We start from the raw sequence: 14,764 nt of genomic DNA, 5'->3' as shown, positions 1-14,764 counted from the left end.
GCGGCAGGTCGGGCTGCGCCAGCACCAGATGCAGATGCGCAAGTGCCGCCCCCGACCAGAACGCATGATGCTCCAGCGTGTCCGCAGCACCAGAGGCTCCGCGCAGCGGCACGGGAGGCAGGCTTGGGGGCTGAGGATCGGGACGCGGGCGGCGCGGGGTCATGCGCAGATCCCTAGCATGCAGCGGCGCTTTGCGCCAGTCTGTCAGCAATGAACCGCCGCGACTTGCCGCCCTTGGATATGTCCGGTAATCTTGCCTTACCGGACATATTGCGGAAGGCTCAAGCCATGACGGAAAAATCCAAATCATCGCCGCTTGAGTCACCAGATACTCCGGAGGATCCGCCGCGCCCAGATGCCGAACTTGTCCTTCCCGCCCATGTGGCCGGATCGGGTGGGCTTGATCGGCTTGTGGATACGGCACGGGATTATGCCCGCCAGTCCGCGTCTGACAACACCCTGAAAGCCTATGCCGCCGACTGGGCGCATTTTGGCCGCTGGTGCCGGATGCGCGGCGCTGACCCGCTGCCCCCCTCGCCCGAGATGATCGGGCTTTATCTTGCCGATCTCGCCTCGGGGCAGGGCAGGACGGCGGGGCTGTCGGTCTCCTCGATCGAGCGGCGGCTTTCCGGTCTGGCCTGGGGCTACGCGCAGCGCGGTGCGCGGATGGACCGCAAGGACCGTCACATCGCCAGCGTTCTTGCGGGCATCCGTCGCCGCCATGCCAGACCCCCGGTGCAGAAAGAGGCGGTTCTGGCGGAGGATATCCGCGCCATGCTTGCCACGCTGCCGCATGATCTGCGCGGGCTGCGCGACCGCGCCATGCTGCTGGTGGGGTTTGCGGGCGGGCTGCGCCGATCTGAAATCGTCAGCCTTGATATCCACAAGGACGACACGCCCGACAGCGGCGGCTGGGTTGATCTGCTGGAAGAGGGCGTGCTGATCACCCTGCGCGGCAAGACCGGCTGGCGCGAGGTGGAGATTGCCCGAGGCAGCGCGCCGATGACCTGCCCGGTTCACGCGCTGAGCCAGTGGCTGCATTTCGCCAAGATCGATTTCGGGCCGGTCTTCGTGTCGGTGTCGCGCAACGGGCTGAAGGCAACGCCCAAGCGGCTGTCTGACAAACATGTGGCCCGGCTGGTCAAGCAGACGGTGCGCGATGCCGGGCTGCGCCCCGAGCTTCCCGAGAAGGAACGGCTGGCGCTGTTTTCCGGCCACAGCCTGCGCGCGGGGCTTGCCAGCAGCGCCGAGGTCGACGAGCGCTATGTGCAGAAACAGCTTGGCCATTCCAGCGCCGAGATGACCCGGCGCTATCAGCGCCGCCGCGACAGGTTCCGCGTCAACCTGACCAAAGCCTCCGGTCTGTAGGGGCTGGTTGCGGCTCAGGTCTGACCGGACAGCGCAAAGTTCACAGCTGTGAACATGTGAAAGCAGGCAGCATTCGGCGAAGTTCACAGCTGTGAACTGACCCGGGCCCGGCATTCTCCTGCGCCCGACCTCCCTGCGTTTCGGAAACATGCCTCCCCTGCCCTGTCTCATGCCGCCTGCGGCCTGTTGCACAGCGCCATGATCATCGGACTACTGCTGAAATGTCCCGCAGCGGCCTTCGCGGTCAGCGCGCGCAGATAGCCGCCGGGCGATCTGATCTCGGTCACCCGTTCAAGAATGGCGGCAACCGTGATCGCGGCCTGCTCCGGCCCCATATGGCGCTGCGCCTCATTCCATGCAGCGGGACTGATGCCCATGAACGTGCGCAGTTTGCAGGCTGCATCATGCAGGTGGTGCCAGTGCCGGATTTCCTGCGGATAGAAGGTCCGGAGACTGGGGCAGGCGGCCAGCACCAGCCTCAGCGGCAGGCTTGGTTTGGGCCTGTCTTCCGTCACATCACACTCGTCGGCCGAGGAGACACTGAAATCGGTGCCGCTTTCCATGCCCTGTTCAAGATCAAGAGAGTCTATTTGTGATCTCTGTTGGTGCTGCTCATTCCGGGCGTCAGTGGTGACCATTTCCGCTGCATCAACGCCGTCGATCTGCTGACGGGCGGCGTCCAGAAGCGTTTCAAGATCGCGCTTCTGCTGCGCCAGATCGTCCAGCTTCAGCTTGCGCCGCAGCGCGCGTACCGTCAGCGCCGCCCGGTCGCGCAGCTGATCCCAGAGGCCGAGGCCCGGGAACAGGTCTTCGCCAAATTCGGCAAGGGCTGCCAGATCGCGGCGCATCAGGCTGATCACCTCGCGCAGATGCTGCAGGCGGGTCTCTGCCTCCCGTACCGCTTCTGCTGCCTGGGTGATCTCTGTCGCACGGTGGAGCAGGGGGGAGAGGTCAAAGCCGAAGGCCACCCGCTCCGGGCCAAGCCTGCGCATGTAGCGCTTGCCATTCGGGCTGTCGCGGCGGATCAGCAGCCCGGCCTCCACCAGCCGGGCCAGATGCCGCCGCATGGTGGAACAGGGCATGCCGTTCAGCCGCTCGCAGATCGTCTTGTTGGAGGGGAACACCACGATGTCCTTCCCCGTGGCAAGCTCGGTCTCTGGGCAGAAGCTCAGCAGCCCCTGCAGCACCGTCAGGTCGCGTTCGGTGATCCCGAAGGCCGCCTGCGCCTTGGACAGGTCGCGCAGAATCGCCCATTTGTTGACGGACCTGTCAGGGGCGGGCGCCTCTGCAGGGGGGACGCCGCGCAAATGGGCATGCGTCATCGGCCGCATAAACGGCGAAAGGGGAATGTAGTCCATGATTTTTTCACGAAGGCATAGAAAAGCTGTTCCGCGAATCCATTAAGACTTGCGGTTCATGCGCTGGCCCATTACCTTGAAAGTGCTAAGATCAAAGTCTGGGTCTCGTGGAGCGCAAGCTTTGCGGGACCTTTTCTTTAGCCTGTGCCGTGCCTCCTTTTTCTTGCTGCTCTGCCTCTGCTCACGACCCGCTTTTCCAGCGCGCGTGAAGCTCCTCGATCAGGCTCTGCGCCTGGCCGTCCAGCCAGTCCGCAAAACCCTCCTCCACGGTGGTCAGGTCCAGACGGACCGCCCCGTTGGATTTCCTGACCGTCCCGGCAACGCTGCCGCCGATCACCAGCGGCGTGGTCTTTGCCCGCGCCTTGGTGCCGCGCCGTGCGGGACTGCCCTTTTTCAGATGCCGCACCACGGCGTCAAAGGCCGCGACCGACGGGTCGATGTCGGGCTCTTCGCTGTCGTCGGTCCGCGCACCACCTGCCGCCGTGTCGCGCGCCGCCTGCGCGATCTGGCTCAGATCGGCGGGGTCGGGGCGGGTTTCGGCCAGATCCTTGGCCAGCGCCTCCCATCTGGGGCGGCCTATGCCATGCGCGGGGCCGATGGCCCGCGCGAGATCGGGCCCCACGGTCTTGGCGACTGACACCGCCATGGACACGGCGGAGCGGGTGACATTCAGAACCTCGGCGATCTGTGCCTGCGATCCGAAGCCGCTGTCGAGCAGTTCCCGCGCAAAAAGCGCCCGTTCGATATAGCTCAGATCCCGTCGGCCGGTATTTTCGGACACCTGCGCGCGCAGCGCAGCGCTGTCGTCAAGCGAGGCGATGAGCGCGCGGACCTTGCCCAGCTTGCCGGAGCCGCGGATCGCCTCCAGCCGTCTGCGGCCATAGACCAGCAGGTAGCGGTTGGTTTCGGTCGGGTGGCGCCGGACCAGAATCGGCACGGTCTGGCCGTTCTGTTCGATGGAGGCGCGCAGATCCAGCACATCCTGCGGATCGAGCCGGTCGGCGAAGCGGTCATCGTCAATCTCGGCAGGGTCCAGATCCCAGACATGATGCGCGTCCACCGCATCACGGGCAGAGCGCAGCGCGCGGTTACTGGACATCATGCTGCCCGGCGTGGCGGGGGCTCCGGTGCTGGCCAGCCCGTCAAGCATGGACAGGCGGCGTTTCTTGCTGTCGGTCACGGGCGCCCCCATGTTTTCTGGATGAGCTGCGAGATCTCGTCATTGACCGCGTTCAGGCTTTCGATGGCGCGGTCATAGGTGGTGCGGGTGAAGGCGCTGCGCTCCACCTCGTAAAGCGTCTGCTTGGTCAGGCCCGCATCGGAAATTGCGGTGGATTTCAGCATCGGCGCGTTCAGCACCTTGTCGCCATACATGGTGCGCAGGAAGGCCACGATGCGGTTCTGCGGCGCATCGGTCGGCTCGTACCGGGTCAGCAGATAGCGCATCCAGTCATGGGACATGTCGGCGCCGCTGTCGGCGATGACATCCATCAGATCGGCCGTCATCCGCAGGAACTGGCTCATGGACATGACGTCGAGCATTTCCGGATGGATGGTGACCAGCACGCCGGTGGCGGCAGAGAGCGCGGACATGGTCAGGAACCCAAGCTGCGGCGGGCAGTCGATCACCACCACGTCATAGCGGTCATCGACCTGCGCCAGCGCCTCCTTGACCCGGAAGAAGAACAGCCCGGCATTGCCCCGGGCCAGCGCGCGCGGCGTCTCGTGTTCGAATTCCATCAGTTCAAGGTTGCCGGGGATCAGGTCAAGATTGGGGATATAGGTCCGGCGGATGACCTGCGTGATCGGCAGCGGGTTTTCATAGCGGATGGCATCATACAGCGTGCCGCCGTCGAGCAGGTCGAATTCCGGCTGCACCCCGTGCAGCGCCGTCAGCGAGGCCTGCGGGTCAAGGTCGATGGCCAGCACCCGGTAGCCTTTCAGCGCCAGCCGCTGTGCCAGATGCGCGGAAGACGTGGTCTTGCCCGAGCCGCCCTTGAAATTCATCACGCCGATGATCTGCAGATGGTCGCCCTCGCGGCGGCCGGGCAGGTAATCCCCGGGTTTGCGCGCGGTTTTTTCCAGCAGGATCCGCAGGTTCTGGATGTCTTCCACCGAATACTGCCGCCGGTTTCCCGATGACATCTCGGGCGAGGGGCCCTTGCCGTCCAGATGCAGCTTGCGCAGGTAGGAATCATTGACCCCCAGCAGCGCCGCCGCTTCCCCGGAGGTGAATTTCCGCATAGCCTTGGAGGCATCAGGCGGAAACAGGCTTTCCCGCTGCGAATGCAACTGCGCGGCCAGCATTTCGGAATGCTGACGAATGACCGCGTTAAGGTCTTCGTGGGTCTCGGCTCTGCTCATCTGCCCTCTTGCGTCCGTAGCGTGTTCACGGAATCCGGCGTTTGGTCGCCCTTTTCCGTGACTATTGCAGGCTGACTCGGATTCGCGCAAGCGTTTTCAGGATCCTGACCCCGCGGGCCAACGGGGCAGGGGCGGCCCTTGCGCGCGCAGGGGCGGGCGCGGCGCGTCACCGAAGCGGTCAATCGCGGCAACTTTCCCGCAAGATCAGACGCTTGCGTGGGTATCTTCATGTCAGATCTGACGAAACGACATCGACGCTCCGCCATGGTCCGCTATACTGCCTCGTGCAAGAGCCGAGACTGCCGCAGGGCGGCGGTCCGGCGTGACAAGGAGAGTCTCAATGAAGACGCGCAAACTTGGATCCACCGGGCTGGACCTGACCGAACTGTCCTTCGGGGCCGCGCCCATCGGCAACCTTTATCGTCCCGTCGACCGGGCGCAGGCCATGGCGACGCTGCAGGCGGCATGGGAGCGCGGCATCCGCTATTTCGACACCGCGCCGTTTTACGGGCAGGGCCTGTCGGAACGGCGGGTCGGGGATTTCCTGCAGGACAAGCCGCGTGACAGTTTCGTGCTGTCCACCAAGGTCGGGCGCCTGCTGGAGCCGGTGACCTCGGGTCCGCTGCCCGACACCGGCTATGTCGGCGCGCTGCCCTTCTCGATCACCTATGACTATTCCTATGACGGGATCCTGCGCAGCTGGGAAGACAGCCTGCAGCGTCTGGGTCTGCCCTCGGTCGACATTCTTTATGTGCATGATCTGGAGCCCGACAGTTTTGACGCCGAAGGCTATGCCGCGCATCTGGACAGCTTCAGCCGCAGCGGCATCAGGGCGCTGGAGGAGTTGAAGCGCGATGGCCACATCAAGGCTTATGGGCTTGGCGTCAATCAGGTTCAGGCCTGTCTAGACGTGATGGACCGGGTGCCGCTCGACTGCCTGCTGATGGCGGGGCGGCATTCGCTGCTGGACCGCAGCGCCAGCGCCCGGCTGATGGGCCTTTGCGAGCAAAGCGGCACCGCGATGGTGGTGGGCGGCGTGTTCAACTCAGGCATCCTTGCCACCGGCGCCCGGCCCGGCGCCACCTTCAACTACCACGAGGCCCCGCCCGAGATCATGGCGCGCGTCACCGAGATGGAAGCGGTGGCTGCCCGTCATGACGTGGCGCTGGCCACGGCGGCGCTGCATTTTCCGCTGAAAAGCCCGGTGGTGGCCAGCGTGCTGATCGGTTCGGCCAAGCCTGCGAGCCTCACGCGGAATTTCGACCTTTTTGCGCAGGACCTGCCCGAGGCGATCTGGCCCGAGATGGAGCAGCACGCGATCTTCGGCTGAGGCGCGCCCTATTCGGCCATGGCGCGCTCAGGTGTCGGGCTGCGCCATGGCGAACCGGTCGAGATTGGCGTCACCCCATGCCTTCAGCGCGGCCAGAACCGGGGTCATGCTGCGGCCCAGATCCGACAGGCTGTATTCCACCTTGGGCGGCACCTGCGCAAAGACCTCGCGGCGGATCAGCCCGTCCGCCTCCAGCTCGCGCAGCTGGTTGGTCAGGGTGCGCTGCGTCACGCCGGGGATGGCGCGGCGCAGTTCGCTGAACCGCATCGTGCCGTCGGTCAGGTGAAACAGGATCACGCATTTCCACTTGCCGTCGATCAGGCTGATCGCCGCCTCCACCGCACAGCCCGGCGCACAGTCGAAACGGGAATGGCGGAGCTTGCTCAAGACGGTATCCTTTCTGACACTATCGTCAATCTTTGTGCGTATTGCGCAGGGCCGAGGGTAAGTCTTAGGTCTGCGGCATGCAAGCAGGAGACATGCCATGAAAGCTGTTGGATATCAGATCCCCGGCGCCATCACCGAAGCCACAGCGCTGGTCGACATCGACCTGCCGGACCCCCAGCCCGAAGGGCGCGATCTGCTGGTCGAGGTCAAGGCGGTGTCGGTGAACCCGGTCGATTACAAGATTCGCCGCAGCACCGCGCCCGAGGGCGGCGACTGGAAGGTGATCGGCTGGGATGCTGCCGGGATCGTGCGCGCCACCGGGCCGGAGGTGACGCTGTTCCAGCCGGGGGACGAGGTGTTTTATGCGGGCTCGCTGATCCGTCCCGGCACCAATGCCGAACTGCATCTGGTGGATGAACGCATCGTCGGTCATCGCCCCACCTCGCTCAGCTGGGCGGAATCCGCAGCCCTGCCGCTGACCTCGCTGACCGCATGGGAGGCGATGTTTGACCGGATGGACGTGACCCGCCCCGTGCCCGGCGCGGCGGAGGCCATCGTGATCATCGGCGGCGCGGGCGGGGTCGGCTCCATCGCCGTGCAGATCGCGCGGCAATGCACTGACCTGACCGTGATCGCCACCGCCTCGCGCCCCGAAACCCAGGACTGGGCGCGGGACCTGGGGGCGCATCACGTGCTGGATCATTCGCAGCCGCTGGCGGCACAGGTCGCAGCACTTGGTCTTGGCGCGCCCGCCTTCGTGTTTTCAACCACCCATACCGACCAGCACATCCCCGAAATCGCCGACCTGATCGCGCCGCAGGGCCGCTTCGCGCTGATCGACGATCCCAAGGGGTTCGACGTGATGCTGTTCAAGCGCAAGGCGGTGTCGATCCATCACGAACTGATGTTCACCCGCGCGCTTTATCAGACGCCGGACATGGGCGAACAGGGGCGCATCCTGAACGAGATCGCGCGGCTGGTGGATGACGGGCGCATCCGCACCACGCTGACCGACACGCTGTCGCCGATCAATGCCGAGAACCTGAAAAAGGCCCACGCCCTGATCGAGAGCGGGACCGCGCGCGGCAAGATCGTGCTGGAAGGGTTCTGACAGCCCGTCCCGCGGGGCAGGGGAGGGCGCGGCGGGAGGGATCCCGCCGCGCCTGACTTGGCTTAGTTGGCTTCGATGGCGCTCAGCAGCGAATCCACCGTCTCGTCGCCGATATTTTCGCGGACCATGTCCTGAATGGGCGCGGTGGCGTCGCGGAACTGCTGCAGCTCCTCCTCGGTCAGGTCGATGATCTCCAGATGCTCGGCGATCTGCGCGCGCTGCTCGCTCAGCATCTCGTCTTGCACGTCCCATTCGAAGGCGGCGGCATCGGCCATCACCTCGTCAACGACTTGCTGCAGATCCTCGGGCAGGCTGTCATACCAGTCCTTGTTGATGAGGTTGACGTTGGCCAGCAGGATGTGGCTCGTCGTGGTCAGATAGCTCTGCACCTCGTAGAACCGCTGCGACAGGATGTGGCCGAAGGGGTTTTCCTGCCCGTCCACCACGTTCTGCTGCAGCGCGCCGTAAAGCTCGGGGAAGGCGATGGGGGTCGGCGCCGCGCCGATGGCTTCCCAGGTCGCCACCGAATAGGGGTTCTCCGGCACGCGGATGCGCAGGTTGTTGGACTTGATGTCCTCGGGGCTGCGCACGGCCACGCCAGAGGTGGTCAGCTGGCGGAAGCCCGCGTTGTGGAAGAGGCCGAATTTCATCCCCTGCTCGGCCAGCTTTTCGTCGATGAAGGCCGAAAACTCGCTGTCGTTCAGGATCGTGCGCAGGCGCGCGGTGTCGGTCGGAAAGACGTAAGGAATTTCGAAGGCCGCGAATTCCGGCACGAACTGCACCGCGCCGGAGGTGGAGGTCGGCACAAGCTGCACATCCCCCAGCAGCAGCGATTCCATCAGTTCGCGGTCGCCGCCAAGCGCGCCGCCGCCCTGCTGCTGCACGTCGATGCGGCCGCCGGACTTCTCTTCCAGATCCGCCTCGATCTTGTCGAAGGCCTGATAAAGCGGGTGGGTCTTGTCGCTGAGCGTATGCGCAAGGATCATGGTGTAATCGGCGGCGGCAGCGGGCAGCGCCGTGCCAAGCGCCAGCAGCGCGGAGATGGAAAGCGACTTCAGGGTCATTGGTGTGTCCTCCCTTGGGATGTGGTCCCCGGCGGCGGTCAGCCGCCGAGACTTGGCAGCCAGAGCGTGAGCCCGGGCCAATAGGTGACGACCATCAGGCCGACGATAAGCAGGGCGATCGGGACCACCAGACCACGGCAGATCTGGATGACCGACAGCTTGGTGATGCCGGAGGCGACGTAGATGTTCACCCCCACCGGCGGAGTGGCAAAGCCGATGGCAAGGTTCACCACCATGATCAGGCCGAAATGCACCGGATCGACGCCATAGGGGGCCAGCACCGGCAGCAGGATCGGGGTCAGCACGATGATGGCCGACAGCGTTTCCATCACCATGCCCACGCCCAGCAGGATGATGTTGATGAGCAGCAGCAGGATCAGCCGGTCATCGATGGCGCCGCCGATGAAATCGCCGATGGCGGCGGGCACCTGCAGCAGCGTCAGCACGCGGCCAAGTGCGGCCCCCGTGCCTGCGATGATGAGGATGGGCGCGATGGTCAGCCCGGTATTCACCAGCACGCGGCCCATGTCGCGGAAGGTCAGTTCGCGGAAGATCACCATGGCGACGACGGCGCCATAGACACAGGCGATGGCGGCGGCCTCGGTGGGGGTGAAGGCGCCCGCATAGATGCCGCCCAGCACGAAGACCGGGGCGATGAGCGCCCAGAAGCTTTCGCGGAACGCCTTCAGCGCGCTGACCCGCCCCGCGTCAGAGGTGATGCGCGCCGCATGCTTGCGGCCATAGAAATGGGCATAGCCCATCAGCAGCCCGCCGATGACCAGCGCCGGGCCGATGCCGCCGATGAACAGCGCCGAAACCGACACCTGCGCCGACATGCCGTAGATGATCATCGGGATGGAGGGCGGCACGATCACGCCCAGAGTGCCCGCCGCCGTCACCAGCGCGGTGGCAAAGCGCAGGTCATAGCCGCGATGCACCAGCAGCGGCACCGCCATCGACCCGATGGCCGCCACGGTGGCCGGAGAGCTGCCGGAAATCGCCCCGAACAGCATGCAGGCCGCGACCGTGGACATGGCAAGCCCGCCCCGGAACCGGCCGAACACCGCATCGGCAAAGCTGAACAGCCGCTTGGCAAGCCCGCCCTGCGTCATGATCTCGCCCGCGAGGATGAACAGCGGCACCGCCAGCAGCGGGAAGCTGTCGAGCGCGGTCACCACCGACCGCACCACCTGACCGGGATTGGTGGGCGCACCCAGCCAGCCGGGCAGCAGCGCCGCAAAGCCCAGCCCGAAGGCCACGGGGATGCTCAGCAGCAGGACGAGAAGGAAAAAGCCCAGTGAATAGATGGCAAGCATGGCGCGGTCCCCTACACGTCTTCTTGGATCACGGTGGCAGGCGCGCCCGGGGTGGTCCCCGGCACCGGCGCGCCGCGCGACATCAGCCACAGCGCCTGCAGCGCGCGCAGGAAGGCCATGCCCAGCCCCACGGGCACCGCCGCATAGACCAGCCACATCTGCAGCCCCAGCCCGGGCGAAGCCTGCCCGATCTTGGCGATGCGCTGGGTCAGCGGCACCGAATACCAGACCATCAGCGCAAAAAAGACCGCAGAGCCCACCAGCGCCAGCACCGCAAAGGCGCGCAGCCAGCGCGCGCCGCACATCACCGGCAGCAGGTCGACGGAAATGTTGCGCCCTTCGCGCACCGCAAGGCTGACGCCGATGAAGGTGCACCAGACCAGCAGATACCGCGCCAACTCCTCGGACCAGACCAGCGGCGATCCGACAAGATAGCGGAACACCACCTGTGCCGCGAGGATCGCCACCAGCGCAAACAGGATGATGGCGAGGATGGCGCGTTCGAAATGCGCCTCGATTGCCCGGAGCAGGGTCATGCGTCGATCACCTTGCCGGGGTTGAGAATGCCGTTGGGATCAATTGCGCGCTTCACGCGGCGCATCAGATCCAGCTCCTCGGGGCTGCGCGAGAATTCCAGATATTTCTTCTTGGTGGTGCCGATGCCATGCTCGGCGGAGACAGAGCCGCCAAAGGCCCGCACGGTGGCATAGACCGCCTCGTCCAGCGCCTCTCCCGGTTGCGGCGCGGCCCCGGGCACCCATGCCAGCAGATGCAGGTTGCCGTCGCCGATATGGCCGTAATAGACCGACCGGCCCCCCGGCACCGCCTCGGCCACCGCCGCGCGGCAGGCGCGGGCAAAACCGTCCATCTGTCCGGTGGGCAGGCCCACGTCATAGGCATGATGCGGCCCCAGCGTGGTCTTGAATTCGGCGCAGGCATCGCGCACGCCCCAGAAGGCCTGCACGTCCGACAGGCTCTGCGAGATCGCGGCATCCTCGATGATGCCCTCTTCGAACATCGCCTCGAGGAACGCCATGAAGCGCGGGCCGTCGATGGCCTCGTCGGTGCCCTGCGCCTCGATCAGCACGGTATGGGCATGGCGGGCCTCCAGCGGATCGCGCACGCCGGGCACGGCGCAGGCCACCTCCCAGTAATCGGGCCACATCGCCTCGAAGGCGGACAGGGTCGGGCCCAGCTTGCGGCGGGCGCCGCGCAGCAGATCCACCACCTTGTCGTAATCGGACAGGCCGCAGATCGCGGCATGGGTGCAGCCCGGCGCCGGATGCAGCTTCAGCACCAGCCGGGTGATGACCCCCAGCGTGCCTTCGGATCCGATGAACAGCTGGCGCACGTCATAGCCGGTGTTGTTCTTGATGAGCTTCGACAGCGCGTTGACGATGGTGCCGTCGGGCAGCACCACCTCGGCGCCCAGCACCAGATCGCGCATCATGCCGTAGCGGATCACCCGGTTGCCGCCGGCATTGGTGCCGGCATTGCCGCCGATGGCGCAGGATCCGCGCGCGCCCAGATCAAGCGAAAAGAACAGGCCGCGTTCGGCGGCGGCGCGCTGGATCAGCTCCAGCGGCGTGCCTGCCAGCACGGTCATGGTGGCGGAGGCCTCGTCGATCTCTTCGATGCCCGTCATCTTTTCCAGCGACAGCGCGATGCCGCCCGCGATGGGACGGGCGCCGCCGCAGAGCCCGGTCAGCCCGCCCTGCGGCACCACCGGCACCCGCGCGGCATTGGCCGCAGCAAGGATCGCCGCGACCTGCTCGGCAGAGCGCGGGCAGAACAGGGCGGCGGGGGTTTCCGGCGGCAGGGCCGACCAGTCATTGAGGTTGCGCGGCGGCACCGGATCCACCAGCGCGTCCCGCGCCAGTTCGGGCAGGGCCGCCAGCATCTGGGCAAGCCTTTCGGCAGTCCCGGCGGGGTTGGAGATTCCTCCGTCCATGCAGCGCACTCCTCCTCTTGGGCAGCAACGTGGCGGGAAGTTACAGTTTGCGAAATCACTGTCAACCCACCAACATGTCAGTCATGCATAATGGCTGTGCCAAAGCTCGACCGCACCGCGCCCGACAGGTGCGGACCAGACGGGTCCGGAGCGGCAGCAAGCGGAGGAGGAGGCAAGGCGCGCGACCGCCGTCCGGGGCAGACGCGCCGCCCCGGGTGACCCATCTGCGCGCCTACAAGCGCAGGATCAGCCCTGCAGCCCCTCTTCGGCGAGCACGCGGTTGGCAATGCGGTGGCATTCGACGCCCACGGGCACCCCGCAATAGATCGAGATATGGGTGATGATCGCCTTCAGCTCGTCTATGCTGACGCCATTGGTCAGCGCGCCACGGAAATGCAGCTCCCATTCCTGCATCCGGTTCAGCGCCGCCAGCATCACGATGTTCAGCATAGACCGCGTCTTGGGCGACAGCGTGTCATCCCCCCAGCCCGCGCCCCAGCAATATTCGGTGAGCAGGGTCTGGAAGTCTTTCGAAAACGCGGTGGCATTGTCCAGCGACCGTTCCACGTAGTCCGCCCCCAGCGTCGCCTTGCGCTGCGCCAGCCCCCTGTCAAAACGCGCCTTGTCCATCCTGCCGCTCCTCTGTCCTGTGCGGTGCAAGGGTCTGGGCGGGCAGGGGCTGCACGTATGGCAAACTCCCGGCGCTGACCCGCGTCTCCCCCGGGGCAGTCTGGCCAAAGACGCGGCAGCCCGCAAGACGGCAGCCCCCGCCCGCCTGCCGCAGGGCCGACCGTGGGGCACGGATTCATGATCTGCAGATCATTTATCTGACTTATGATCCCGACAACATATTGACGGAATATGATCCAGGCCTCATGTTCTGTGGCGAAAGGATTCCGCCCATGGACCAGATCGCCCGCACCACCAAAGACCTTGGCCACGTCCTGCGCGCCGCGCGCCGCGCCCAGAACCTGACGCAGGCGGACCTTGCCGCGCGTGCCGGCCTGTGGCAGCGCACCGTCTCCATGATCGAGACCAGCGCCAGCGGCGCCAAGGTCGAGACGGTCTTCGACCTGCTTGCCGCCCTTGACCTTGAACTGCACATCGTCCCGCGCAGCAAGATGTCGCGCGACGATCTGGAGGACATCTTCTGATGGGGCGCAAGCGCGTCTATGCGCCGCTCGACGTCTACATGAACCGCCGCCATGTCGGCCAGTATCTGCGTGCGCCCGACGGCGCCTTCGCCTTCACCTATGCCGCCGACTGGCTGGCATGGGAGAACCGGCTGCCGATCTCGCGCGCGCTGCCGCTGCGCCCCGAACGCTATACCGGCCCCCCGGTCATCGCGGTGTTTGAAAACCTGCTGCCCGACAGCGACGACATCCGCCGCCGCGTGGCAGAGCGGGTCGGGGCGGAGGGGCTTGATGCCCACAGCCTGCTGGCGCGGATCGGGCGCGACTGCGTCGGCGCGCTGCAGTTCCTGCCCGAAGGCGAAAGCCCGGGGGAGGGGCGGGCGCTGACCGGCACGCCGCTTGCCGAAGAGCAGATCGCGGCGCTGCTGAGCGATCTGCACCACACCCCGCTTGGCCTCCGGCGCGAGACGGAGTTCCGTATCTCGGTGGCGGGGGCACAGGAAAAGACCGCGCTGCTGTTCCATGACGGCCAGTGGATCGAACCCAGCGGATCCACCCCCACGACGCATATCCTCAAACCCGCCATCGGCACCCTGCCCAATGGCATGGATCTGACCGACAGCGTCGAGAACGAGCATTTCTGCCTGCGGCTGATGGCGGGGTTCGGCCTGCCTGTGGCCCGCACTCGCATTCTGCATTTTGCCGATACCAAGGCGCTGGTGATCGACCGCTTCGACCGGCTGCGCGCCCGTGATGGCCGCCTGATCCGCCTGCCGCAGGAGGATTGCTGTCAGGCGCTGTCCGTGCCGCCCACCCGCAAATACCAGAACGAAGGCGGCCCCGGCATCGTCGAGATCTGCGACCTGCTTCAGGGCAGCGACACGCCGCTGCGCGACCGCGCCGATTTCTTCAAGGCCACGATCCTGTTCTGGCTGATCGGCGCCACCGACGGTCACGCCAAGAACTTCAGCATCGCGCTGATGCCGGGCGGGCGGTTCAGCATGACGCCGCTTTATGACGTGCTGACGGTGCAGCCCACGCTGGAGGCCGGGCAGCTTCAGGTCAAGGACATGAAGCTGGCGATGCGCGCGGGCAGGGGGCGCCATTACAAGGTGTCGGATCTGCATGGCAGGCATTTTGTCGAAACCGGGCTTGCTGCCGGGTTTTCACGCCAGCAGATCGCGCAGATCTTTGACGAGATCGCCGCCGGGGCGGCGCAGGCCTTTGCGCAGGCCAGCGCCGAGATGCCGCAGGGTTTCCCGGCGGCCCTGATCGAGGCGGTGCAGCGCGGCTTTGCGCAGCGGCTGCCCCGGCTGCGCGCGCAGGAACGCTGACGCTCCGGCGCAGGGGCGGGCCGCAGGGGCCTTACCGGGTGCGGAACC

The 14,764-nt window shown here is 66.0% G+C and carries 14 protein-coding genes; 5 read left to right on the top strand and 9 right to left on the bottom strand.

All coding sequences use genetic code 11. The annotated features are described in order from the left end of the window. Window positions 1–288: 288 nt before the first annotated feature. Window positions 289–1,368, top strand: coding sequence for a tyrosine-type recombinase/integrase (locus tag VK682_RS16700; RefSeq protein WP_324782246.1), 1,080 nt, complete (start codon window positions 289–291; stop codon window positions 1,366–1,368). A 167-nt stretch (window positions 1,369–1,535) separates the two neighbouring features. Here the strand turns inward: VK682_RS16700 and repC are convergent, their stop codons facing one another. From repC to repA, 3 genes are all read right to left on the bottom strand, one after another. Next, window positions 1,536–2,726, bottom strand: coding sequence for a plasmid replication protein RepC (gene repC, locus VK682_RS16695; RefSeq protein WP_324782245.1), 1,191 nt, complete (start codon window positions 2,724–2,726; stop codon window positions 1,536–1,538). Window positions 2,727–2,907: 181 nt separating this feature from the next. Beyond that, window positions 2,908–3,906: a plasmid partitioning protein RepB gene (gene repB / locus VK682_RS16690; protein WP_230796616.1), complete on the bottom strand. Its 999-nt coding sequence runs from the start codon at window positions 3,904–3,906 to the stop codon at window positions 2,908–2,910. Continuing rightward, window positions 3,903–5,090 (bottom strand): plasmid partitioning protein RepA, encoded by a 1,188-nt coding sequence (gene repA / locus VK682_RS16685; RefSeq protein ID WP_089846380.1) that lies wholly within the window; start codon window positions 5,088–5,090, stop codon window positions 3,903–3,905. Before repA ends, repB begins: the two co-directional genes overlap by 4 nt. Window positions 5,091–5,430: 340 nt before the next feature. Here repA and VK682_RS16680 point away from each other — a divergent pair, with 340 nt between their 5' ends. Further along, on the top strand, window positions 5,431–6,420 hold the full coding sequence (locus tag VK682_RS16680) for an aldo/keto reductase (RefSeq protein WP_324782244.1): 990 nt from the start codon (window positions 5,431–5,433) through the stop codon (window positions 6,418–6,420). A gap of 27 nt (window positions 6,421–6,447) precedes the next feature. On the opposite strand, the gene VK682_RS16675 is transcribed toward VK682_RS16680, so the two are convergent. Beyond that, window positions 6,448–6,807: a winged helix-turn-helix transcriptional regulator gene (locus tag VK682_RS16675; RefSeq protein ID WP_230796618.1), complete on the bottom strand. Its 360-nt coding sequence runs from the start codon at window positions 6,805–6,807 to the stop codon at window positions 6,448–6,450. A gap of 97 nt (window positions 6,808–6,904) precedes the next feature. Between VK682_RS16675 and VK682_RS16670 the strand changes: the two genes are divergently transcribed. Further along, entirely contained in the window at window positions 6,905–7,918 is a 1,014-nt protein-coding gene (locus tag VK682_RS16670; RefSeq protein WP_230796619.1) for a zinc-binding alcohol dehydrogenase family protein, read from the top strand. A 62-nt stretch (window positions 7,919–7,980) separates the two neighbouring features. Here VK682_RS16670 and VK682_RS16665 read toward each other — a convergent pair whose 3' ends face one another. From VK682_RS16665 to VK682_RS16645, 5 genes are all read right to left on the bottom strand, one after another. Continuing rightward, window positions 7,981–8,982, bottom strand: a complete 1,002-nt coding sequence (locus tag VK682_RS16665; RefSeq protein WP_230796620.1) for a TRAP transporter substrate-binding protein — start codon at window positions 8,980–8,982, stop codon at window positions 7,981–7,983. Between the two features lie 38 nt (window positions 8,983–9,020). Next, the gene (locus VK682_RS16660; RefSeq protein ID WP_089846372.1) at window positions 9,021–10,298 is read right to left on the bottom strand and encodes a TRAP transporter large permease; all 1,278 of its coding nucleotides are present in this window, start codon (window positions 10,296–10,298) and stop codon (window positions 9,021–9,023) included. A gap of 11 nt (window positions 10,299–10,309) precedes the next feature. Further along, window positions 10,310–10,834 carry a TRAP transporter small permease gene (locus VK682_RS16655; RefSeq protein WP_089846370.1) on the bottom strand — a complete coding sequence of 175 codons (525 nt, stop codon included), beginning with the start codon at window positions 10,832–10,834 and terminating at the stop codon, window positions 10,310–10,312. Further along, window positions 10,831–12,249, bottom strand: a complete 1,419-nt coding sequence (locus VK682_RS16650) for an FAD-binding oxidoreductase (RefSeq protein WP_230796622.1) — start codon at window positions 12,247–12,249, stop codon at window positions 10,831–10,833. Before VK682_RS16650 ends, VK682_RS16655 begins: the two co-directional genes overlap by 4 nt. Before the next feature lie 246 nt (window positions 12,250–12,495). After that, window positions 12,496–12,879: a carboxymuconolactone decarboxylase family protein gene (locus VK682_RS16645; RefSeq protein ID WP_230796624.1), complete on the bottom strand. Its 384-nt coding sequence runs from the start codon at window positions 12,877–12,879 to the stop codon at window positions 12,496–12,498. Window positions 12,880–13,151: 272 nt separating this feature from the next. On the opposite strand from VK682_RS16645, the gene VK682_RS16640 reads away from it, so the two are divergent. Together VK682_RS16640 and VK682_RS16635 are read left to right on the top strand one after the other, a co-directional pair. Then, entirely contained in the window at window positions 13,152–13,403 is a 252-nt protein-coding gene (locus tag VK682_RS16640) for a type II toxin-antitoxin system RelB family anti-toxin (RefSeq protein WP_230796626.1), read from the top strand. Next, a complete protein-coding gene (locus VK682_RS16635; RefSeq protein WP_324782243.1) occupies window positions 13,403–14,716 on the top strand; it encodes a type II toxin-antitoxin system HipA family toxin in 1,314 nt (437 codons plus the stop codon). The genes VK682_RS16640 and VK682_RS16635 overlap by 1 nt, the downstream gene beginning before the upstream one ends. Window positions 14,717–14,764: the final 48 nt, after the last annotated feature.

It is taken from the genome of Salipiger marinus (assembly GCF_035481585.1).
Lineage (GTDB): Bacteria > Pseudomonadota > Alphaproteobacteria > Rhodobacterales > Rhodobacteraceae > Salipiger > Salipiger marinus.
This window is presented reverse-complemented; position numbering and strand designations above follow the sequence as displayed.